Source organism: Thalassospira xiamenensis M-5 = DSM 17429 (assembly GCF_000300235.2).
GTDB lineage: Bacteria > Pseudomonadota > Alphaproteobacteria > Rhodospirillales > Thalassospiraceae > Thalassospira > Thalassospira xiamenensis.
Map to the genome: position 1 here is coordinate 3,000,044 of NZ_CP004388.1, position 26,389 is coordinate 3,026,432.

Genomic DNA, 26,389 nt, shown 5'->3' on the forward strand with positions numbered 1-26,389 from the left:
TTGAACAGGATTTCAAAAACCGCTTGCTGCATGGCGCAATCAACGTTTGAAAGGTCAGACGTTGCAGAAGCGCACAAACACGTTTGCGCCGGGGACAGAACGGCAGGGAAAACCGCTTACAACGCCGCAGTCGAGCATATGGCTTGACTGGGCCGAGGGCGACGATTGCGCAAATTACAATATTTGCAGCGTCATCCGGTTCGAGGGCGATCTTGATATTGCAGCCCTTTACAAGGCCATTGTCCAAACCGATCAGGAAAATGACGCCCTGCGTCTGCGCTTTGCATCAGAAGGCGGCAAACCGTTTCAGACCTTTGCCGATGACTGCCGCGAAACCGATTTCAGCGTCATCGATTTAAGTTTTACCGATGATCCGGTTCTGATCGCCAATAACGAAGTCGAAGAAATCCGCCGACGGCCACTTGACCCGGAAAACGGATATCATTGCCGCCATCGCCTGTTGCAACTTGGCACGGGACGTTACTGGTGGGTTCGGGTTTATCATCATCTAGTCTGTGACGGTTATGCCGGGCATTTGATGGCGCAACGCGCGGCGGAAATTTACAGCGCACTTAAAACCGGTACTGCCGTCCCCGAAAGCACATTCGGGTCCTATGGCGACTTTATCGCTGCTGACGCGACCTATCCCGAAACACCGGCCTATCAACGTGACCTTGCCTATTGGCAGGAACGCCTGCAAAACGACCACGCGATCACGCGGTTTTCATCGGACAAACCATCCGGAAAATTGGTTCAGGCCCGGCTGGAACAGACGCTGGATGGGCACGACCTTGCCAGACTGATCCACACGGCCAAAGCCTGTGGCACATCGCCCACCGCGATCGTCATGGCCACCTATTTCATCCTGCTGGGTCAGGTCACCCATATCAAACAACCGACCGTCACAATGCCGCTTCTGAACCGGATGGGACGGACTGAACGCCAGACACCGGGTGCCTTTTCCTATATCGTACCCTTCGATGCCGATTTAAGTAAACACACACGTTTTTCGGAACTGGCCCGCGATATCTTTGCCCGGGCACGTCGCGATGTCCGTCATATGCGCCTTGGCGCGCCGCGCATGCGTGCAGCACGTCTGGGTGCCCGGGGTCTTTCGGGCAATGGTGCCTTTTTCAACAGTCTGGACGGCGCAGAACCCTTATCCTTTGCCGGGCTGGATACACGCCGGGTCAATATCTATAACGGGCCAGTCACCGATCTTGGCCTGATCTATATGATGCAGGCCATAAGCCCAGACCGGCAGGAAGCCGAAATCATCTGGCAATATGACACCGCTTGCCACGACGTTAAATCCGTTAAGCGCATCGCCGAACGTTTCCGTTATTTCCTGTCCCGCGCACTGGACGACCCGGAACAGGATATCGCGGCCATCGCCGCACCGCCGATGAACGAGCTTGCCATTATCCGCACGCTTGAAACTGGCCCGACATTCACAAGGTCGGCTCCGGGACGGCTCATTCCCGAACGCATCGATCATGCCATTGCATCACGCCCCGGCGAAATCGCCCTGATCACGGAAGATGATCACGAAGTCACGTTTGCAACGCTGGGTCATATGGCCAATGCCGTCGCCCACCACCTGAAACAATGCGGCATTGCACCGGGCGATTTTGTCGGGATGAACATTTCCCCCAGTGCGCAGCAAACGGCCGCTGTGATCGGTATCCTGAAATGCGGGGCAACCTGTGTGCAGCTTGATCCGTTGCAACCTGTCGCGCGCAATGCGTCGATGACCCGCCATCTTGATTGCCGTCTGGTTCTGACTAACAGCACCGACACATGGCGCAAAATCGGCGACACCTCCATCACGGTAAACGATATCAATGCCTTAACCGGCATTGACGGCAGCATCACCTTTGAAAATATCCATGACGATATTTGTGGCGACGATATTGCCTTTGTCTTCCATACATCGGGTTCGACCGGGCAGCCAAAACCGGTTCCCGTTCATCACCAATCCCTTGCCGATAAAATCGACGTCGCCATTGCGCAATTCGGTATCGGATCACATGAAAACGGCAACCCTGAAATAATGGGTCTTTTCCCGTCGCTCGGATTTGATCCCTGGATGCTGCAATTCTGCGTCGGGCTGATCCGTGGCCATCGCATGTGGCTGATGACCCACGCGATACTCAGTGACGGGCATAAATTCTGGAACGGTGTGGCACGACATCATGTCACCCACATCATGTCGGTCCCGTCATTTTATGAAAGCGTGATCGATGCCGTTCCGGCAGATGGCGCTTTCAAATTGCGCCGTCTGATCACGGGCGGCGAAATCATGCAGCCAACACTCGTCCGCAGGCTTTATTCCGCGTTCGAAACCGTCGATATCTGGAACTGCTATGGCCCGACCGAGGCGACAATTCATGCCGCCGTGTATCTGATACCAAGGGCCTCCCAAACCAAAAGCATCCCGCTCGGCCGCATCGACAAGGGTGGCTTTGTCCGGATACTTGACGAAGACGGAAAACGGGTACCGCTTGGCGTCCCGGGCGAGATTTACCTTGGCGGCGCAGGACTTAACCGCGGCTATATCAATATGCCTGACGTGACGGAGGAAAAATTCGTCACGGATCCGACGGGCGAGACCGATGAAACCTTTTATCGCACTGGTGATCTGGTTTCCTGGGGCGAAGACGGGTTGCTTTATTTTCACGGGCGCACGGACGAACAGGTCAAAATTCGCGGGCAACGCATCGAAATCGGGGAAATCGAATACCAGCTTTCGCGCCTGTCCGGCGTCGGACGGGCTGCGGTATTGCATGTCAAAACCAATCATGGTGGTGAACTGATCGGTTATCTTCTATCCAACGCAAGCCCGTCGAAACGCCCGGACGCAGCAACCGTGCGCGCAGAACTGGCGCGCCACCTGTCCGATGCGGCCGTTCCGACCCGCATTGAATGGGTGGAAACGCTACCCCTCTTGCCGTCGGGCAAAATCGACCGCAAGGCACTTGCCGAATTCGCCCGAAACCCGGATGGCAAGCAGCCTGTTGCGTCCAAAGCATCGCCCCCTGCATCCAGCAAACCCGATCAGGCGCGCATCCATCAACTGGCCGGTAAAATTGCCAGGATATGGATGGAGCTGATCGAAACAGACGAAATTGAATTTGACACCAACCTGTTTGAAGCTGGCGCCCATTCATTGCTGGTACCGCGCGCCCAGTTTGCCCTGTCAAAACTCGCCGGGCGCAACATTGCATCGGTGGAAATATTCCAGCACCCGACCATCAATTCCTTCGCACGTCACCTTTGTGCGGATGATGAACATGCCCCCGAAACCGCACAAGCCGAACCGGTAAAGCCCCAACGCAATGTGTCTGAAAATCACGACATTGCGATTATTGGCATGGCGATGCGCCTGCCCGGCGCGAATGACCGCGACGCATTCTGGTCGATGCTTGAAAACGGTATCGATCAGATAAAGGACGTCGATATTTCCCGCCTGCGCGCAATGGGCGGCGATCCGTCGGTGCTCGAAGACGCCGATTTCATCGCCCGCCATGGGATTCTTGACGATCTCGATATGTTCGATCCCGCACCGTTTGCCATGACCGCGGGCGAAACCATCGAAACCGATCCGCAACAACGCCTGCTGCTTGAAGTCGCCCTTAGCGCTCTGGAAGACGGGTCTTGCGATCCAGCGCGTGACGGCCCGGTCGGTGCCTATGTCGGCGTCGGTTTCCCGACCTATCTGGTCGACAGCCTGCGTGATCGCTTGCGCGACCGCCCCGATGCGATCCGGTATGGCATGACACTCGGCAATGACAAGGATTTTGCTGCAACACGGCTTGCCTACAAGCTGAACCTGACTGGCCCCGCCATCGCATCCTCGACCGCCTGTTCGACCGGGCTTGTCAATCTTGCCCTGGCCGTCAATGCCTTGCGATCCGGTCAATGCCGCGTCGCCCTTGCCGGTGGGGCGGCCCTTGGGCTTAGCCCGGCTGGCGGATATTATTTCACGCAGGGCGGCATTGGATCAAGAAGCGGCGTTTGCCGCCCGTTTGACAGCAAGGCAGACGGTGTTGTCGGCGGCAGCGGTGCGGCCATTGTCCTTTTGAAACGCCTTGATGATGCCATTGCCGACAGGGACACCATCCATGCGGTGATCAAGGGTGTCGGCATCAACAATGACGGTTCAGCAAAGGCCGCCTTTACCGCGCCTTCTGTCGATGGTCAGGCAAAGGCCATTCAAACGGCCCTTGACGATGCCCAGATCGATCCATCGACCATCCGCTTTGTCGAAGGCCATGGCACCGCAACCGCGCTTGGCGACCCGATAGAAATCGCTGCACTGAATAAAATTTACGCCCGAACCGATGCAACGCCAACGCATCCGGTCTGGCTTGGCTCGGTCAAGGGTAATATCGGCCATCTGGACAGTGCCGCCGGAATGGCCGGGCTGATCAAGGCCGTATTGGCAATCCGCCATCGGGTATTTCCGCCGACCTGCCATTTCAATCAACCGAATGAAAACCTTGGTCTGGATCAGGGACCATTTCAAATAAACAACACTGCTCAACCATTATCGAATAATGATGATGAACCGCTGCGCACGGGCATCAGCAGCTTCGGGGTTGGCGGCACCAACGCGCATATCATCATCGAAGAAGCCCCCCGTTTCGATGAACCGGCATCACGCCAGACACAAAACGATATTCCCCGTATCCTGCCCTTCTCGGCGGCAAGCGAACCCGCCTTGCAAAAACTTCTGGAAAACACCGCAAGCTGGCTTGACCGCAACGGATCAGACATTGCGATATCCGATGTCGCAAACAGCCTGTCACGGCGTCACGCCTATCGTTTCAGGGCCGCCATCGTTGCCACGAACATCAAGGCTGCGGTTTCAGCCCTGACCCATCCGAAATCGACCGCCCGCCATCAGGCCGTTGCCCAACGCAATGTCCCTTCCATCGCCTTCCTGTTCCCCGGTCAGGGATCGCAACGACCGGGCATGGCAAAAGGCCTTTATGAAGTGGATCAAACATCGACAAAGATCATCCGCGATGCCTGCAAGCATGTGGCACAGACGGGCGGCCCCGATGATCTTTTTGAATTGCTGACCGTTCCTGATGAAAGCCCGGCAACATCAAGCCGCATGGCACGCACCGAAATCGCCCAGCCCGCTCTGTTCATTTATGAATATGCGCTGGCAAACTGGCTGATCGAAAACGGCATTTTGCCCGCAGCATTGACCGGGCACAGCATTGGCGAATATGTCGCGGCCTGCATTGGCGGGGTCATGTCCTTTGAAGATGCGCTTCGCCTTGTGGTGATGCGCGGTCGCCTGATGGGGCAGACCGAACCGGGATCAATGTTTGCCCTGTCCATGACCGAGGCCGAAGTCGGTGATCTTCTGTCGGCCTTTGGCCCCGATCTGTCGATGGCTGCAATCAACGGCCCGCGTCAATGCGTGGTGGCGGGCAGCACCGAATGCATTGATGCGCTTGAAGAACACATCAAATCACAGGGTAAATCCGGTCGTCGGCTTGTGGTCTCCCATGCCTTCCATTCACGGATGATGGAACCGGTTCTGAATGAATTCCGCCATGTCGTCGCCAAAATCCGGTTGAACGCGCCAACCCTTCCGATCCAGTCCAACCTGACTGGCAACTGGCTGACACCCGAAGACGCCACCAATCCCGATTACTGGGTTCAACATCTGCGCAATGCGGTGCGCTTTGCCGATAACATCAAGGGACTTCTGGCCGAAATGCCCGAAACGATCATGGTCGAATGCGGCTTTGGCAACACGGCAAGCCGCCTTGCCATTGTCAATGGCACAGCGACCGGCAACAGCATTGCCCTGCAACCTGCCCCCGGCCCCGATGCCGCCCGAAAAACGGATGCCGCAATCACCGGGTCAAACGCACTGGCCGATGCGATTGCCCGGCTTTGGGTTATGGGAACATCGCCCGATTGGGATCGGGTGAACCAAACCCGTGATGCCCATCGCATTCCGTTGCCGACCTACGCCTTTGACCGACGCCGCTTCTGGCCGGAGAAGGCAACCACCGTGAACGCCGATCCCAAATCTATCGCCGTTGCCGCTGCCCCGGTGGAGGCCACATTGCCCCCGGCACAAAACCCGGCACAAAATACGTCCGATGCCCAAACCGAAACACAAGCGCAATCCGCCATTCTTGCCGTCTGGCGCGATATGTTTGGCGATCCGGCAATCGGCCCCGATGATGATTTCTTTGAACTTGGCGGGGACTCCTTATTCGCCGTACGGATCGCAACACGGCTTTCCGAAGTCCTGACTGCCGAAATTCCCGCCGCCGTAATGTTCGAAGGCCGCACCGTTTCAGGTGTTGCCAACCTGCTTGCATCCTTTGAGACAAACAGCCCGCCGACCAATGCCCGATCCGCGCCAACAGCAACGGCAACAGCAAAACCGGCCACAACAGCCCCCCGCCCGTCACGTGAACAGGGAGTTCTGTGATGAATACCGATCAGCTGTCACGCCGCACACAAACCGCGCGCAACCTGCTCGACAAACTCCGTCAGCGCGACATTGTGCTAAGCCTGCATGCCAACGGGCACGATCTTTGTTTTGATGCACCGACCGGTGCATTTGATGATGCCCTGAAATCCGAAACCCGTGACCTGAAGGCCGAAATCCTAAGCTTGCTGCGTGAACCTTCCGATGCCGAAAGTCATGACACCAAAGCAGGTCCGATCCTCAAATTCTTCCCGGCCCATCCCGCCATCGAAGGCCAATGGATTGCAAGACGTGACCAACCGGCAAGTGCAAATTACCATATCGTTACAGGCATCACCCTTCCCAAAGGAACCGGTTTCAATGCGGTCCGCGATGCGATTGCCGCCATCGTCAAACGCCATGATGCCCTCCGGTCCACCTTTGTCGAACAGGACGGGCAGCTGATCCAGCGCGTGCATGCCGATATGCCGGTCACTGTGCGCAAAATCGACACCACCCGAGAAATCCGCCATGATCTTTTTGATCTCGCGACGGGTCCTCTGGCCCGGTTTGGCTATATCGAACATGACGACGGAAAAGCCCCACAACTGGCCATGGCGATCGATCATCTGTGCTTTGATGGCCAATCGATCATGTTGCTGCAAAAAGAGCTTCTTGCCATACTTGCCGGAAACACGCCCGGAAACATCCCTGATATCGAAAAACTTGTGCGCAATGCACATCGCAATCTGGATCGGGAACGCGGCGAAATCGCGCGGAAATTCTGGTCGGCACGAACCGATAAACTGTTATCTGCCGGGCTGCCTGACGACCCGGCAGCAGAACGGAATGGCGACGGCAAACGCCTTCTGATCAAACTGACCGGCAAAGACGCCGAGGCTTTCGCAAAGCTTGCCAGCCATACCCGCAAAACAACCCAGACCACTCTCTGGGCCGCCCTGACCATCGCTGTGATCGCGCGGCACAAGGAAAACGCCACAGCCGTGATCGGGCTGCCTTTTGCCGGTCGCAGGGACAAGGAAACCATGCAGTCGATGGGCTGCTTTGTGAATGTCCTGCCCGTCGCGATCAAACCGGATATGGCAGATAATCTTGATGCCCTGACCAGACAGGTCGGGCACGAAGTTCTTTCCATGCTTGACGTGCAGGATTACCCCCTGTCGCGCCTGATGCATGATCTGACACAGGCGGCACAGGGCCCGACCGGCCTGCCATTCGATGCCGTCCATGTGATGGAATCCAGCGACAGCCCCTTCGTGATCGAAGATCTCGACTTCGGGGCGGGCAAATTCCCCCTGATGGTCGGCATGATGAAAAACGGCCCGGAAACATCTCTGGCTGTCGAATATCAAAGCCACGTCTTTGGCGAAGCATGGATCGAACGTTTTGCCAAACGTTTCCTGACCTTTGCGCGTGCGCTTGCCAAAAACCCGGAAATGCCGCTTGGCCTTGTTGATCTGCTGCCTGACGACGAACATGATCACCTGACCGTAGCACTTAACGATACCGCATCGGATTACCCGCGCGACTGCGGCCTTGGCGAATTACTCGCCCGTCAGGTCACCAACCCGGCCAACGCGGATAAAATTGCCCTGCAGGATCGCGACCGAAAAATCACCTATCGCACGTTGGGGCAACACGTTTCCGCCGTTTCTGCCGGTCTTGATGCCCTTGATGTTGCCCCCGGGTCGATTGTCGCCCTTGCCGCTGATCGTACCCTTGATGCGATTATCACGATACTTGGTATCGCATGGCATGGTGCGGCCTATCTGCCAATTGACAAATCTCTGCCTGCCGATGCCATTGCCGCCCTGATGGCAGAATGCGGTGCCCGTACTTTGCTGTGTGACAACGCCGAATTTGAACGCCTGTCGGGGCTGTCTGATCGCGTTCGCATTGCGCAACTGCCCGACGCCAACGCAACATCGGATGCGACCTTCGCCAAACGTGCAGGCGATGATCTGGCTTATGTCATGTTCACGTCCGGCTCCACCGGTGCGCCCAAGGGGGTGCTGATCCCCAACCGGGCTGTTGCACGACTGGTGTTGAACAATCGGGTGCTTGCGTTTGATGAAACCGATGTGATGGCACAGGCCGCATCACTTGGCTTTGATGCCGCAACCCTTGAAGTCTGGGCACCGCTTCTGAATGGCGGCAAACTGGTTCTGATTGATAACGAAACCCTGTTTGATCCAACCGCCCTGCAGAATGCCCTTAAAGGTGGCGGTGTGACCACCATGTGGCTGACCGCAAGCCTGTTTAACCGTATCGCCGATGACGCGCCAGGTTGCTTTTCCCCGCTCAAAAGACTGCTTTCCGGGGGCGAGGCACTAAGCCCCCCTCATCTGCAAAAAGTCATGGCCGCCTGCCCGGACCTTACCCTGATCAACGGCTATGGCCCGACGGAAAACACGACCTTTACCTGTATCCATCCGATCACGCCACATGACGTAAATTCGGCAACCATCCCGATTGGCCGACCGATTGGCAATACGCGCACCTATATTCTTGATACTGGCGGGCAACCGGTTCCGACCGGGGTCTGGGGTGAACTTTACGCCGCGGGCGACGGGCTGGCGCTGGGATATTCCGGCGTGCCCGAACGCACCGCCAAGGCATTCGTCACGTTCGATCATTTACCCGAAACCCGCCTTTACAAAACCGGCGACCGCGTGCGTTGGCGCTCAGATGGGATGATTGAATTTGGCGGCCGCGGTGACGGGCAGGTCAAAATTCGCGGACACCGGATTGAAACCGCCGCCATTGAAAAACGACTGAGCCAGATTGACGGCATCCGCAATGCCTGCGTGATGCCGGTTGGCGTCGGTGCCGATGCCTTCCTTGGTGCGGCCGTCGCCGCCGATCAGGATAACAGCAATGTCTGGATGCATATCCTTGGCCGCAATCTGCCCGATTACATGATCCCCGAACGGTTTGTGGTGCTGGATCATCTGCCGGTCAATGTGAATGGCAAAGTAGATCACAAACAGCTCCTTGGTGCCCTGGCCAATACGGCACCGCTTGCTCCCCAAACCGGCAACGCCGCCACCAGCAACGAACTGGAACAGATCGTTGCCGAACAATTCAGGGCCCTGTTTGGCAACAGGGACATTACCGCATCGTCGGATTTCTTTGCCTTGGGTGGACACAGCCTTGTCGCCATGCGCCTTGCCGGATTGCTCGAAAAATCCACCGGCGTCCGCCCGAAACTTCAGGATATCTTTGTCGCCCGAACAGTCGGCGGGATCGCAGCCCTGCTTGCCAACCATAAACAGAATGGCAAACAATTCCTGATTCCAAAGGCAGATGGCCCGAAATTCCCGCTTTCAAGCGGACAGGCCCGCCTTTGGGTTCTGCAACGCATGCAGCCCGACATGGCGGTCTATTCCGTCCCGGCCGCGTTTGAAATCAATGGCCCGATTGATGCCGATGCATTGCAGACCGCCCTTCATAAACTTGAAGAACGGCAACATGCGCTGCGCCTGCGTTTCAAATCCGATCCCCATCATCCTGATGGCGTCAGCCAGTATCTGGCACCGGTCGGTTCATGGCTTATGGGCCGCCATCAAATGGACGAAGGTCCCGCCCGCCTGTTCATCGCACGCGAAACCGTCCGTCCGTTCGACCTTGAAAACAAACCATTGGCACGGGCCGATCTGATCACACTTGCCCCCGACCGTCACTGGATGCTGGTTTCGCTGCATCATGCGATTTGTGATGGCTGGTCGATGCCGACATTACTACGCGATCTTGCCGCCCTTTATGCCGCCGAAACCGGCAGCCCCGCCGCGCCCTTGCCGGAGCTCGACCGGCATTACGAGGATTTTGCAAGCTGGCAACATGGCTATTTAAGCTCAACCGACGGCAAGGATCTATTGGCCCGCTGGCAAGAACGGCTGTTGCCCCTGCCTGAACCGCTGGCCCTGCCAACGGATCGCCGCCGGCCTAAGGCACGGCGTTTTGCGGGCGATTTCCATGAAATTACCTTTGGCGAACAAACCACGCGTCTGATCAATGATGCGGCGGATCGGCATGGCACAACCGCCTTTTCCATTCTGACCGCTTTGGTGCAAATCCTGATGTACCGCCAATGCGGGCAGACCGATATCCCGCTTGGCATGCTGGTGGCGGGCCGTGAACAGACCGCCCTTGATGATGTGGTCGGCTTCTTTGTCAACACCGTTGTCCTGCGTCAGAATGTCGATCCGAACGCCGGATTTGACGATCATCTGGCCCAAACCGGCAAAACCATCATCGATGCCCTGTCCGATCAGGCCGCCCCGTTCGAGGATGTTGTGGCCGCCGTCAATGCGCCACGCGATCCTGCGCGCAATCCGCTATTTGATGTTCTGGTCGCCTGGCAGGACAGCATCCCTAACCTTGGAAAACTCGGCGATGCCGAACTCTCGCTGCTGAAAACAGAATTCCCGTTCTCGAAATTCGATCTTGCATTCTATTTCAGCAAACAGAACGACGCCCTGCTGTGTCAGATCGAATTTGATACCGACCTGTTTGACAAATCCACCATTCAGGCGATTTTCAACCGGCTTGAAATCCTTGCTGCTGCGGCCCTGTCCACGTCATCAAGCGCCAAAATCGCCGAATTGCCGATTTTGCCGGCCGACGAACGCGCCCGGATCGATCAATTCAATGCCACCGATCTTGACCTTGCGATTGAACGCAGCATTTCCGAACCGTTCACCGATCAGGTCCGTGCGACACCCGGCGCACCGGCGGTTATCGGAACATCTGCAACGCTAAGTTATGAACAATTCGCCCGTCGTGCATCCGGGATTGCCGCAAAACTGCGTGCGACATCGGTCGGTCCGGGTGATGTCATCGGCGTTGCCGTGCGACGCTCAATCGATATGCTGGCCGCCATTCACGGGATTCTTCTATGCGGTGCGGCATATAGCCCCCTTGACCCCGATCATCCCGAACAGCGCCGCACGGATATGCTTGATGATCTTGGCTATCCGCGCGTCATCACCACCGCCGATCTGGCCGATCTGTTTGACGCAGATAAAGTCCTGATCATCGATGGCAGCGAAGATGCCGATATCCCTGATGCAATCAACGCTCCCGATGACCTTGCCTATGTGCTGTTCACATCCGGCTCGACCGGTCGTCCAAAGGGTGTCGAAATCGCCCATCGGGGTGTTCTGAACCGTATCCTCTGGATGCAGGACGCCTTCCCGATTGGCCCCGAAGACGTCATTTTGCAAAAAACCCCGATCACATTCGATGTGTCGGTCTGGGAACTATTCTGGTGGTCATGGACGGGCGCGCGCGTTGTTCTGCCTGATCCGGGTGTTGAACGCGATCCGCAACAACTTGCCCAGGCCATTCGCGATCATGGCGTCACCACCATGCATTTCGTGCCTTCGATGCTGGCAAGTTTCCTGTTCTCGGTCGAACACGGGCTGGTCGACATCGAACATCTTGGCAGCCTCAAACGCGTTTTCGCCAGTGGCGAGGCGCTCGACCCGGCACTGGTAAAGCGCTTCAACGATCTGCTGTTTGATCGCTTCGGAACCGAACTGCATAACCTTTACGGCCCGACCGAGGCGACGGTGGATGTCACCTGGCATGCCTGCTCGCCGCTTGAAAATCCCGATATCGTTCCGATTGGCAAACCGATTGCCAACACCACCATTCGCATCCTTGATGACAGGCTTGGCGACATGCCGATTGGCATTGCGGGTGAAATCGTGCTGGGTGGGCCGCAAATTGCACGCGGTTATCGCAACCGCCCGGAACTGACAGCCGAAAAATTCCCCGACGATCCCCGCAACCCGGGCCATAAACTGTATCGCACCGGCGATCTGGGGCGTTTCCTTGCCGACGGATCGGTCGAATATCTTGGCCGGATCGATCATCAGGTCAAAATTCGCGGCTTCCGCATCGAATGCGGCGAAGTCGAAACCACGATTGAAAGCCACGATCTGGTTGAACGCGCCCTGGTCAAGGCGGTGCGCATCGGCGACCTTGATGAATTGCATGCCTTTGTGCTGGGCGATGGCGACCTGACCATTGGTGTCCTGCGCGATCATCTGCGCACCCGCCTGCCCGAATATATGATCCCTGCGCGTTTCTTTGCCCTTGATCATCTCCCGCTTACCAGCAGCGGCAAGGTCGACCGAAAGGCCCTTTCGGGCACACCGATGGCCGGTTCACCCAAAACCGCCCGCCGGAAATCAAAACCGGCTATCGCGGCAAAGCCCGATGCCGAAAATCATGATCTGGCAAATCTGGAACGCGTTCTGCAACGATTGTGGCAGGAAATCCTGCCCGGTGTGATGGCGGATCGCGAAGACGGTTTCTTTGATGTCGGCGGCAATTCGCTTTTGCTGCTGCGCCTGCATGAAAAGATCAATGCCCGCTGGCCCGGCAAGGTCAGCATTGCCGATCTGTTCGCCAGCGCCACCATCGCCCGACAGGCCGAACTTCTGGCCGGACTGGATATCGCAACCGATGATCTTGCACTGGCAAATAACGTCCAGCTCGCAACCGACGAACCGATTGCGGTGATCGGTATCGGACTTCAGCTTGCCGGGGCGGACGATATCGAAACATTCTGGGCCGATGTTGCTCGCGGGGCGGATCGCGTCCGTCCGCTTACGCCCGAACGCGATCATGAAACCCGCGACATGATGGCCGCCATTGGCCGTTCGGTTCCGGCCCGCTTCCGCGAAGCCGCCTATCTTGACCGCATCTTTGATTTCGATCCGGGCCGTTTCCGCATGGCACCTGCGGATGCCGCCCTGATTGACCCGGAACAACGCCTGTTTATCGAAACCGCCCTGATGGCGATGGAAAATGCCGGTTATGGCGGGCAGGCCCTGCGCGGGAAAAAGGTCGGGATTTTTGCCGGTGGCGGGGCAAACCCGGCATGGCGCGTTGCCATGGAACATGTCGCACGTGACAAGGCCGAACAGGTCTTTGCCCTTAACGTGCCGTCAAACATGGTCACACGCCTGTCCTTCCTAAAGGACTGGCACGGCCCGGCAAGTATCGTCGATACCGCCTGCTCGTCATCCTTGGTCGCGGTTCATCAGGCCTGCCAGAATTTGCGCAGCGGCACATGCACCATCGCCCTTGCCGGTGGCGCAAAACTGATCCCCTGCCCGCCCGATGCGGACGGCGGCTTTACGATTGATTCTTCCACCGCCCGCACCCGCGCCTTTGACGACAGCGCCGATGGTACCGGCATGGGCGAAGGCAGCGTTGTCTTTGTCCTCAAACCGCTTGGCAACGCCATCGCCGATGGTGATCCCGTCCATGCCATCATCCGCGGCAGTGCCGTCAATCAGGATGGCGCCTCAAGCGGCGCGGCCGCCCCCAACCCGGCCATGCAGGCCGATGTCATCCGGCAGGCCGCGCAAACGGCGGACATCGAACTGGGTTCCATATCCTATATCGAAGCCCACGGTACCGGCACATCGCTTGGCGATCCGATTGAAATCGATGGCCTGACCCGTGCATTTGCCGGAAGCACGGATGAACATGGCTTTGCCCTGATCGGCTCGGCCAAGGGGAATTACGGCCATCTTGATGGGGCGGCGGGGGCCCTTGGTCTTGCGCGCGCCATCATGGTATTGCGCTTTGATCAGGCCCCGCCACAACCCTTCTTTGAAACCCCCAACAGCCGGATTGATTTCGCCCGGGCCCCGGTGCGCCCGACCAATCGCCTTGAACCCTTGGCAGATCGCGGCGCGCCAAAACGCGCCGGTGTCAGCTCCTTCGGGCTAAGCGGCATCAACGCCCATGTGATCCTTGAAGCCGCCCCGAAACGCAGCGCAAATCCACAGGATGGAACACAGGATGAAACCGCGCAAAACGGGACCTTCATCCTTGCGCTGTCGGCTGCCAACGAGGCGGCATTAACCGATTATGCAGCCAAACTGCATCGTGACATCGCCAGGGACACCACCCTTGATGTCCGTGACATCTGCCACACGCTTGCCACCGGGCGCGATCAGCTAAAGCATCGCTTCGCCGTTGCCGTGTCGGATCGCGACAGCGTTATTAACGCTCTTGCCGGGTTGATCGCCGGTGACACGACACATTGCGCGGCCCCCAAACCTGCCACTGGGGCATCATCGGTTTCTGCGGTTTCGACCAATCCTGCCGATGCAACCGCCAACGCTCGTGAATGGCTGGCCGGTGCGAACCTGATCTGGCCCGACGACATGCGCGCGCGCCGCGTGTCCCTTCCCCATGCACCTTTTGCGAAAATCGTTTGCAAACCGGTCTTTGGCGACACCCGGGCCCCTGATACCGCCATCATGACCGGCCCGGTCGAAACCGAAAGGGGCCGCTGCTTTGCCATTCCGGTTGCCGCCCCGTCCTTCTGGCCGACAAATGAACATCACCTGAACGGACAACCGACACTGGTCGGCATGGCGGTTCCCGCCATGATCGCAACAGCGGCCCGAAACGGGACAGGCGACCAAACCGTTCATATTTCCGACCTTAAATGGCAAAAGGCCCTTCTTCCCAATGCCCTGCCCGATGGTACGGCAACGCTGCTGCTTGGAAATGACGGTCATGTAGAACTGGGTGGCCGTCTGAAAAACGGCAAATGGTCGATCTTTGCCACCGCGCGCTGGGCCAATGACGCACCGGAAAAGAACCGGACTGATAATTCGCTGTCACTTGATCATGTGCGGGCAAAATGCACCTTGCAGGCCCATGTTCTGCCCCATGCCCCCCAGATCGGCCCGATTTCGATCAGCGACCGCTGGGATTGCCGGATGTCCATGCATTACAGCGCGGACGAAACCACGGCGATCACGCATCTGAAACTGAAACCGCAATATCATGCCGACCTGCGCGACTGGATCATTCATCCGGCCATGGCCGATATTGCCTGCAGCATGATTCTGACGACCGAGGATAATGGCTCTCTCCCCGTCGGCATTGACGAAATCACGCTGCACGCCCCGTTTAGCGGCGATATCATTGTCTGTGCCGAACGTCGCCATCCGGGCCAGGCCGACTTCACCTTCTTTGATGCCGACAGCCAAAAACTGCTTCTGACCATACGCGGCATTCGTTTCTCGGGGGATGTTAACGGCAAAGCCGCATCCGCCATACCGGAACTGCTCGAAATTGACTGGTTGCCGGGCACGGTTGAAATGCAACCGGTTCCCGAAAACACCATCATGATTGCCGATGGCGATTTCTGGCCGATCCCGCCTGCATGTCAACGCGTCCATCCCGATATGCTCGGCAAGGATATGCTGGCAAAGGCACAAAACGTCATTCTGGCGTTGCAGCCGGGCGAAGACATCGCCCTTCGCACCGCCCGATGCCTGCGCGATATCCTGCGCTCGATGCGCGGACGGATGCGGCTTGTCGTTGCCGGAAGCGGTGCCTATCAGATCGACCGCGATACCGTTCCGGCCTCCCCGGATCAAAGTGCCGCTGCCGGTGTTGCCATCGCGGTGGCCGCCGAAGAACCGCGTCTTGCCCTTTCCTTTACTGATATCTCACCGGCTGATTTCATCGCGCATGTCGGTGGTGAACTGGCAGCCGATCCTGGCCGCGATCCGGTTTCGGTTTATCGCAATCAGGTCCGTTATCGCCGCAAACTGCGCCCGATTTCAGGGCACGATAACCTGCCGCAACCCAACTGGCCCGATCATGGCGTCTGTGTCGTGACCGGCGGCACCGGTGGCTTTGCCATGGCCCTTGCCGAAGAAATGGCTTTGGGCGGCAAAATCACGCTTGCCCTTCTTGCCCGTCGCGGTGAAGACGGTCTTGATGCCATTGTGCAGTCTAAACTGGCCGACCTGCGCGCCAAGGGTATTAAAGTATCAATCCACACCTGCGACGTTGCCGATAAAAACGCCCTGTCCGATACCCTTGCCACGATCCGAAATAGTCTTGGCCCGATCACCGCCATCGCGCACGCCGCCGGGCTTGCCGATGGCGGGTTCCTTGCCGTGCGCGACATGGATGCGTTCGACGCCATCATGGCCGCCAAGATCAACGGAGCCCGTCATCTTGACGCCCTGACCCTTAACGACCCCGTGCAGGCCTTTGTCATGTTCGGCAGCCTGACGGCCATCGTCGGTGTACCCGGTCAGGCCGCCTATAGTGCGGCCAACGCCTTCCTTGACGGTTTTGCCCGTTACCGCAGGTCACAGGGCCGCCCGGCACTGACCATCGACTGGTGTGCCCTTGCCGATCAGGGCATGGCGGCGCGCCACAATGTACCGCTTCAGGACGGGGCCGCCATCACCCCGCAACAGGCCCCGGTCTTCTGGCGCGATGCCATGTACAGCACGGCCGCGCAGCTTGTCGTGCTTGATCCGGCCCTTGCCGGTGAAACAGCCGCACAACCGGAAAAACCCGTGACCACACCGGCATCTGTATCCGTCACGGCAACGGATATCTCGCAAAAGATCGCGGCCATCTGGGCCGAAACACTCGGCTATGATGCCATCGCACCGGATGATGATTTCTTTGCCCTTGGCGGCGATTCCATTACCGGCATGCAGATCGTTGATCGCATGAATGCCGAACTGAAACTGTCGCTGGCGATTTCGGACCTGTTTGCCGCACCGACGGTATCCGATCTGACGGCCCAATTCGCCCCGTCACCGGCGGGCGATGTCAACATACCTGAAATATCCGATCATCGTGACGCGATATCGGACGAAAAGGCCACTCCTGCGGAAAAAATTGCAAAAATCTGGGCCGAAATCCTTGGTTATGACACCATCGACCCGGACGAGGATTTCTATGCCCTGGGCGGAGATTCCATCACCGGCATGCAGATCGTTGATCGCATGAATGCCGAACTTGCCTGCAACATCGGTCTTGCCGATCTGTTTGAAACCCCAACGATCACCGCACTGGCCGCAAAAATATCACCATCCGTTGAAACGGCGGAACTTCCCCAGTCATCGGCAAATCCCCCAGCCGAAGAAACATCTCTGCCATCGGCATCAAAACCCGTAAAGGCAGCAACAGAAACCGGGATCGAAACCGATCCGCGCCGCGCGCCTGAAATGGAATTCTATCCGCTGGCCCCCGAACAGGTTTCCGTTCTGCATGCCGAACATAGCGGCAATATGGGTACGGCCTTCAACCTGCCGCATGCCTTCATGCTTGATGACAGTATCGATCTTGATCGCCTGCGCGATGCCATCTCCCGCCTGACGGAACGCCACGAAATCCTGCGCACCCGGTTGATTGCCAATGGCGATGACTGGGCGATGAAAATTCTGCCACTTCATGAAGCCCTGCCCGATCTGACGCCAATTGAACTTGATGCTTCGCTATCACTTGAAGATGTCGGCGCGGACCTTGTCATGCCGTTCGATCTGGCAACGGAAATCCCCGCGCGCTGGCGTCTGATCTGCGCTGCCAACGGTCAAAAGGCACTGTTCTTTGATATCCATCACACGGTTTGCGATGGCTTTACCATTGAAATGCTGCTGGGGGATTTGCTGGCCCTTTATCGTGGGCAGGTCTTGGGCCCACTCCCCTATCAGCTTCGCGATTACGCGTATTGGAGCCAGCAACCCGAAAGCCTCAAGCGGCTTGAAACGGCACGTGATTACTGGCTTTCCCTCTATCAGGGGCCGCTTCCGAAACTGGATATGCCGTCTGATCGCAGACGCCCGGCCTTCCACAGCTTCAGGGGCGAAATCGTCGCGTTTGATATTGATCCGGCCTTGCTGAAATCGGCACGGAAATTCGCATCAGATCAACGCGTCACCATGTTCTCGCTCATGATGGCAACGTGGTTTGCCGTGCTTGGCAGGATCACCGCAACCGACGATCTGGTGATCAGCGTCCCGGTCAACCAGCGCGACGGGACGGGTTTCCGCAACGTGCCGGGCATGATGGTATCGCTTTTGCCGCTCCGCATGCAGATTGCTAATGATGAAACCTTCGCATCCCTACTGCACAAGGTGCAAAACCACCATATCGATGCGCTACGCCACCGGGCCTATTTCCTTGATCTGCTGCTCGATGATCTCTCGCCACCTGCCACCCCCGAACGCACCCTGCTGTCCGAAATATCCCTGTCTTACATGAACTATGCGCAGGGCGATTACGGACCGGATGATCAGGCCAAATCCATGCTCCCCATCGGCCTTGGCCGGCAGCAATGCAAAAACGATCTGGCGATCTTTGTCCGCGATCTGCCCGAACGAATGTCCATCTCGTTTGACTATTATGCCGATATGTTCGATCAGGCGCGCATGATCGAACTCGGTCATATCTTCACAAAAACCCTGCAAAAACTGGTTACGACGGAAACTACCGCGAAAACCATACCGATTGCCGATCTTGATCTTCTGCCCGATGATCAGAAAACAAATATCGAAATCTGGGAACAGGGTCCGCAACCGGAAACCAGCCTTGATGCGGACACGAATGCCGGAATCTTTGCGATATTCGCCAATCAGGCCTCTGTCACCCCCGATGCCCCTGCCATCCGCGATAACAACGGCACATGGACCTTTGGGGAACTGCATGCCGATGCGCGCGCCATTGCCCACTGCCTGCAAACCGCCGGGGTCAAACCGGGCGATCTGGTTGCGATGCATATTGAACGCGGTCGTCCGGCCATTGCGGCAATTCTTGGGATTACCGCCATCGGCGCGGGATATGTCCCGCTTGATCCGGCCTATCCGGCGGCGCGCAATCAATTCATCCTGTCAGACAGCCGCGCCAAACTGGTTCTGGTCGATGACATCGGATATGACGCGCTTGATGCCTTGTCCGAAACCGGCGGTCCATGCCCGCAACGGATCAATATCGCGGGCATTGCCCCGGCACCGGCGGACTTCACCCTGCCCGAATTGACCAACCCGGACAGTTTGCCTGCCTATATCATGTATACCTCCGGCTCGACCGGAACGCCCAAGGGGGTTCTGATCGAACAGGGGGCCGTGCGTCGGCTGGCATTTGGGGCGGATTACGCCAAAATCGTCGCTGGTGATGTGGTGGCACAGGCGGGGCCGCTGGCATTTGATGCCTCGACCTTTGAAATCTGGGCGACCTTGCTGCGTGGGGCGGAAATCGCCGTAATTGACCGTAATGACCTGCTTGATCCGGCCAGATTCGGCGATGCTCTGTCGCAATTTGGTGTCACGAAAATGTTCATGAGTGTCGGCCTGTTCAATCGTCAGGTCGATCATGATCCCCGCACCCTTGCCGGACTTGATATCCTGATGATCGGCGGGGACGCGATCAGCAAACAGCATGTCCGCACCTTCATCGCCACCTGCCCCGATGTCACGGTTCTGAACGGCTATGGTCCGACCGAAAGCACCACCTTTGCCGTTGTCGGCCCGATCGCCGAAAATGATCTGGCGGGCGATACCGACGCCACCATCATCGGCAAACCGATCCCCTTCACCAAAACCCTGATCCTTGATCAGAACGGTCAACGCGCGCCCGTCGGCGTCTGGGGCGAATTGATGATTGGCGGGTCACGGCTGGCACGCGAATACTGGCAACGCCCCGACCTGACCCGCGAACGGTTCATCGCTGATCCTGATCAACCTGGCGAACGGCTCTATCGCACAGGCGACCTTGCCCGCTGGACCCGCGATGGCAGGATCGAATTTGGCGGCCGCCATGACAATCAGATCAAATTGCGCGGTTTCCGCATCGAACTGGATGAAATCGAACAGCAGCTTCAATCCGCACCCGGCATCAAAAATGCCGTTGCCCTGTTTGACGCAACCGCCCCTGACGGCGGGGCAATCATCGGCTGTATTCAGACGGCACAGGGGCAGGATATCGATATCCCTGCCCTGATGACGTGGCTTGGCCAACATCTGCCTGGCTACATGATCCCGGCGAAATGGCATATCGTCGATACCATCCCGATCACCGCCAATGGCAAGGTGGATCGCAAGACATTGCTCGAAACGGTGCGCACGCAATCAAGTGCGCTGGCCCTTGATAACGGCACAGATACCCCGCCCGCCACCCCGGCAGAAGAACTGGTTGCCGATATCTTTACCGAGGTTTTCGCAAGCCCCATCCATAACCGCCACGCAAGCTTCACCCAGCTTGGCGGTCACAGCCTGATGGCAATCCGGATCGTGAACCGCATTGCGGACCGGACCGGCAAACGCATCAGCATGGCCGGCTTCTTTACCGATCCGACGGTTGCGGGACTAGCCCGCCATATCGAAAATGCCACCCTCGATATCGCCGCCACCGGCAATGGCCAAATCCCGCGCGCACCGGCAATGGAACATTACCCGGCCAGCCACGCGCAAAAACGGCTTTATCTGCTCTCAAAGATGGACGGCAACAGCGATGCCTATGGCATGCTTTATGTCTTCCGCTGCACCGGTGATTTGCGGGCCGATATCCTGCAATCCGCCCTGACCCGTCTGGTGGACCGTCATGAAACATTGCGCACGGGCTTTGTCGAACAGGACGGCACGATCACACAGAAAATCCACGCCACCACGCCGCCTGGCGTCGCGTTTGATGATCTTTCCGGTCATGGCGATCCGGCCCGCGAAGCCCTTCGCCTGACACGGCTTGAAGCCGCAACACCGATGATCCTTGACCAGCCGCCCCTGATCCGCGGGCGTGTGATCAAGGTGGCGGCAAATGAATGCCTGATGATCCTGATGACCCATCATATTGTCGGCGATGGCTGGTCTTCGCGCATCCTGATCAATGAACTTGGCGCGCTTTATGACGCCGTTGTCCATGAACGGAACGCTGCCCTGCCGCAACTTCCGATCACGTATAAGGATTTCGCCCATTGGCAATCCAAACAGAACTGGGCCGATGCCGCCGATTACTGGCGTCAACAGCTTGCCAATGCCCCGGAACAGATCAATCTGCCAACGGATCGCCCTGTACCGGAAAAACAATCCTTCCGCGGCGCGCATGTGCATCTTGCCCTGCCCGATGATGTTTTATCGGGCCTGCATCGGCTTGCCAGCCTGAACAAAACAACCCTGTCATCGGTTGGTCTGTCTCTGTTTTCCGCCATGCTCTATCGCCTGACGCGCCAAACCGATATGGTCATCGGCATGGGCGTTGCCGGGCGCGAACGCATGGAAACCGAAGGCCTGATCGGCTTCTTCGTCAATGTCCTGCCGATCCGCATGCAGCTTGACGACGACACCGATCTTGGCGATCTGATCCGTACCACCCATATCAATATTGCCAATGCGCTGGACCGGCAGGATTTCCCGTTTGATGAACTGGTTCGCGCGGTTGCGCCAAAACGCAAATCCAACCGCCAGCCATTGGTCAATGTGGTGTTCGAATATCAGCGCTTCGAAGCCGTAAGCAACTTGGCACAAACCGACGGGACACAATCCGGCCTGCCGATGCTTGCCCCCGATGCCGACGGCATACTGCCATCCAACATGGATGCCTTTGTCGATAACACGACGGCCAAACATGACATCATTCTGTTCCTGACCGAAGAAGCCGGTCAGGCACGCTTCACCCTTGAATATGATACCGATCTGTTCGATGCGGAAACCATGCAGCGCTGGTTGGCCTTCCTTGGCAAATTCGCTGCTGCCGCCGCACAAAATGCCCAAAGGGACGCATAATGAAAATCGCCGATTTCGATTTCGAAACCCTCGATACACCACCCGGGGCAGACAACCAACCCGATCACCAGCCATTGGCAACAACCGGCAGCATCACCGATCGGTTTGCGAAGATTGCCGCGGCTCATCCGCATCGCATCGCAACCCGCGATGAAACCGGCGAAATCAGCTATGCCGGACTGGACCGCCAAAGCAATCGTATCGCGCATTTCATTGCCGGACTTAACCTGCCCGTCGGCTCGCTTGTCGGTGTGATGACCGGGCGCAACCGCCATTACATCGCAGCAACCCTTGGCGTCCTGAAAGCAGGCCTCGCCTTTGTGCCGCTTGATCCGAATGTGCCGCTGATCCGCCGCACCACACTGGTCCGCAATGCAGCGCTACCGCTGATCATATCCGAAGGCGCTCATATCGGCGATCTGCACCAGTTGCAGTGGCGCTGCAAAACCGTCACCGATATTCTATGCCTTGACCATGACGATATCGATACCCTGACGGAAAATCACGGCTCCCTGATGTCGGTCGAACTGTGGGATCATCTGGCGGGTGACGATGCCGACAACATTCTGGCGGGTGGCTGGAAAAGCGCCTTTACCGGGCAACCAATTGCACAAAGTGCCATGGATGCCTTTGGCGCAAATGCGCGGAACAAGGTCGCCGGTCTGGTATCGCGCGATGCCCGTGTGCTTGAAATCGGCTGTGCGTCCGGCTTCACCATGAAACACGTTGCTCCTGTGGTCGGCACCTATGTCGCGACCGATCTGTCGCGCCGCAACGTCGAACGGACCGAGGCCCTGGCGATCAATCTTGGCATGACCCATGTCATCGGTCGGCAGCTTGGCGCACATGATATCGATGTTTATGAACCGGGCTCGTTCGACCTGATCATCATGAACAGCGTCATCGAAAACTTCCCCGGCTACGGTTATCTGCGAACCGTCCTGGCAAAGGCAAAAACACTGCTCGCCCCCGGCGGGGCCATTTATCTTGGCAATGTCTGGGATGCGGATCGCCGCGATGATTACCTTGCCGATCTGGCGCAGTTTGCCCGTGACACGGCGGGCAAAGGCTACAACACCCGTCTCGATTTCCTCGAAGACCTGTTTGTCCCTCAATGCTTCCTTGAAGACTGGGCACGCGAACAGGGCGGCTTTGCCGCCAAACGATCCGCAATCGATGCGGACGGGTTCGACCCGGCCCCCTACACATTCGATTTCGTCCTGACAACGGATGCGGCCCAACAGCCCGCCCCGTCGCAAAAGCGCCGCCACGATCTCGCCGCCCTGAATGCCGCAAGTGATGCGCACACTGCAAGCATCACCAACGCAAACGATCTTGCCTATGTCCTGTTCACCAGCGGCACCACCGGCACGCCCAAAGGTGTTCAGATCGAACATGGCTCGGTTGTAAACCTGGCCCAGTCGGTTCTTGATACGCAGTTAAAACAGATCGGTGCCGATGATCCGGACCGCGTCCTGAACCTGACCTGTATCGCGCCCTTTGCCTTTGACGGCTCCATCGTTCAGATTTTCGCCGCCATCCTGAACGGGCATTGCCTGAACATCACCGGATCGGCTACGCGAAGCGACCCCGAAGCCCTGCATAACCTGATGGTTGCCAACGCCATTGATCAGCTTGACGCAACGCCAAGCCTGTTTTCCCTGCTGCTTGACTACTGGGAAGAAAACAGGCTTTCCTGCCCTGCAAGGATGGTGGTTCTGGGCGGCGAAGCCGTGTCCACCCGAATGGTCGAACGTTTCTTTGCCCTGCCCGGTCAGACCGACCGCAAACTGGTCAATGCCTATGGCCCGACAGAATGCTGCGTTTCATCGGCGCAATATGTGATGACCGCGCACAACCATAAACAGATTCTGCCGCCCCCCATCGGCAAGGCCATTCAGGGCGTTCATATTGAAATCTGCGACGATATGGGCCGTCCGTTACCCGATGGGGTTCCGGGCGAAATCCGCATTGGCGGTGCCGGTGTCGCGCGCGGCTATCTGAACGACCCCGCCCTGACCGCACAGAAATTTGTCACCGATCCCAACGGCAAACGGTTCTATCGCAGCGGCGATATGGGCCGACGGCGCAGTGACGGTGAAATCATTTTCCTTGGCCGTGAAGACGGTCAGATCAAGGTCCGCGGCAACCGCATCGAACTGGGCGAAGTCGAACATGCCCTGCTCGCCCATCCCCATATCCGCCGTGCGGCCGTGGTGGCCCATGACCGCCACCAGAACGGCAATGTTGTTCTGGTCGCCTATGTCGTCACCGATGACGATGCCCATGCCGATTTCGATGTCGCGGCATGCCGGGCAAAACTTGAACAGGCCCTGCCGAACTATATGGTGCCCAACCACCTGATCACGATGGATGACCTGCCGCTGACCGTAAATGGCAAGATCGATCTTTCACGCCTTCCCATCCCCGAAAATACCGATCATGCCACAAGCACCACCGCAAAGCCGCTTGGCAGCGACCATGAACGCACCGTTGCCCGCCTGATGGGCGAAGTCCTTGATTGCACTGTGGATGACGCCACCGCCGATTTCTTTGAACTCGGCGGTCACAGTGTTCTTGCGGTTCAGTTCCTGTCAAAAATCAACAAGGTTACCAACGTCAAAATCCCGCTCGGTGATCTGTTTACCTGTGCCTCGGTCGAAAAACTCGCCGCGCGCATTTCCGAACGCGAAAACGAAAGCGACGCCAAAAGCCCGATTGTCACCGTCAATGCATCGGGCACCAAACCACCGATGATCTGCTTCCATCCGGTCGGCGGCAATGTGCTGTGCTATCAAAACCTTGCCCGTGAATTCGGCCCCGATCAGCCGCTTTACATGGTCGAAGCCCAAGGCCTCGAAGAAGGCCAGAATTTGCAGCCAACGGTCGAGGAAATGGTGGCTGCCTACATGCCCGCCATCCGCGAAACCGTTCCCGACGGCCCGATCCATGTCATCGGCTGGAGCTTCGGCGGATTACTGGCGTTTGAGGCCGCCTTCCGCATGCAGCAGGCAGGGATCGATGTGCGCAATATCATCCTGCTTGATGCGATTGCCGTGCCCGATGCGGTCCGCGCCATCCTGCGTAAGGGCGAGGCAGAATATCTTGCCGATATCTTTGCCGAGCTCGGCCTTGTCACGGTTGACGAATTGCGTCCGTTAACGCCTGAGGAACGCATCGACCTGTTGCTCGAACGCGGCAAGAATTGCGACCTTCTACCCGACGAGGCAGATCGCGGCACCATGCGCCGCCTGCTCGCCGTGTTCCAGAATAACGCACTCGCCGCCGTCCATTATGTCCCGCCGAAAATTGACGGGATTGATGTCCTGCTGCTGCGTCCGACAACCGGAACCCGCGCCGCACCCAGCATCGAAGGCGATCAATATAGCGGCTGGCAAAAGGTCGCGGGCGACAATCTGACCCTTGAATGGGTCAGCGGCACCCACGGATCAATGATGTTCGATCCCCATGTGATCGAAGTCGCCGAACGCATCCGCCTTCATATTGAAAAAAAGCTCTAACCCCAGAGCAGGCCTGAGAGCAAGCTTGCCGGATCGAACTCCGTTTGATCCGGCAATGTCAGGCCAAGCCACCCCTGCGCACCGGGCCAGATGAGGGTGCGATACTGGCCGAAATTGGCATATCGCACCTCAAAACAGGCCCCCTTGCGATCAATCGATGACGGCGCGTAAAGTTCAAGCGGCGTCATCATCCCCGTGGTAATGGTCTTGGCTAGGCTTTCGCGCGCCACCCAAAGCAGGCAGGCCGCCCCGTGGTCGTCAAGATCATGGGCACGGATCATGTCCCGCACGTCGGGGGCGATCCCGTCAAGAATTGCGGGCACATCCGTGATCGTCGGCAGATCGACATCAATGCCCAACGGATGGGCACGATGAAAAACAACGGCAACCGCAAACCGATCCGAATGCGACAGCGAAACCGACATGCACTGCAAATCATCCCCGCCGCCAACAATGATCGGCTGATCAAAAACCCCCGATCCTATTTCAATCGATTGCGGATCAATCCCCGGAAAATACGCGCTCAACGCCGCCTTCGCCGCCAACCGTCCATGAATAAAACTTTTCCGGCGGCGGTCATGCCGGAACCCCGCCAATCGGGTCTTTTCGGCGTCGTTCAACTGGCTTTCTGCCAGTGCGGTGCACCTGACATCGTCAAGCCCCTCCAGATCAATAACCGCCAACACCGCGCGCAGGATATCGGACGGTGCAAATGTTCCCGTACCTTTCGGGCGCTGGAACATAAGGCGATGGGTTGTGATCGGGGACATCCGGGTGGCCTTTTATGCATCATCAACAACAGACAAAAAAGAATGCCCAAAGCATGCTTT

4 protein-coding genes are annotated in these 26,389 nt (G+C 57.7%); 3 read left to right on the forward strand and 1 reads right to left on the reverse strand.

Features of this window, described 5'->3' with window-relative positions:
• The first annotated feature begins 61 nt into the window (after window positions 1-61).
• The 3 genes from TH3_RS14005 to TH3_RS14015 are packed head-to-tail and all read left to right on the forward strand — an operon-like array spanning window position 62 to window position 25,559.
• Window positions 62-6,469, forward strand: coding sequence for a hybrid non-ribosomal peptide synthetase/type I polyketide synthase (locus TH3_RS14005; RefSeq protein WP_167710576.1), 6,408 nt, complete (start codon window positions 62-64; stop codon window positions 6,467-6,469).
• Window positions 6,469-22,038: a non-ribosomal peptide synthetase gene (locus TH3_RS14010; RefSeq protein WP_007090616.1), complete on the forward strand. Its 15,570-nt coding sequence runs from the start codon at window positions 6,469-6,471 to the stop codon at window positions 22,036-22,038. Before TH3_RS14005 ends, TH3_RS14010 begins: the two co-directional genes overlap by 1 nt.
• The gene (locus tag TH3_RS14015) at window positions 22,038-25,559 is read left to right on the forward strand and encodes an alpha/beta fold hydrolase (RefSeq protein ID WP_007090617.1); all 3,522 of its coding nucleotides are present in this window, start codon (window positions 22,038-22,040) and stop codon (window positions 25,557-25,559) included. The genes TH3_RS14010 and TH3_RS14015 overlap by 1 nt, the downstream gene beginning before the upstream one ends.
• On the opposite strand, the gene TH3_RS22450 is transcribed toward TH3_RS14015, so the two are convergent.
• Window positions 25,556-26,329: a 4'-phosphopantetheinyl transferase family protein gene (locus tag TH3_RS22450; protein WP_007090618.1), complete on the reverse strand. Its 774-nt coding sequence runs from the start codon at window positions 26,327-26,329 to the stop codon at window positions 25,556-25,558. The genes TH3_RS14015 and TH3_RS22450 overlap by 4 nt on opposite strands.
• Window positions 26,330-26,389: the final 60 nt, after the last annotated feature.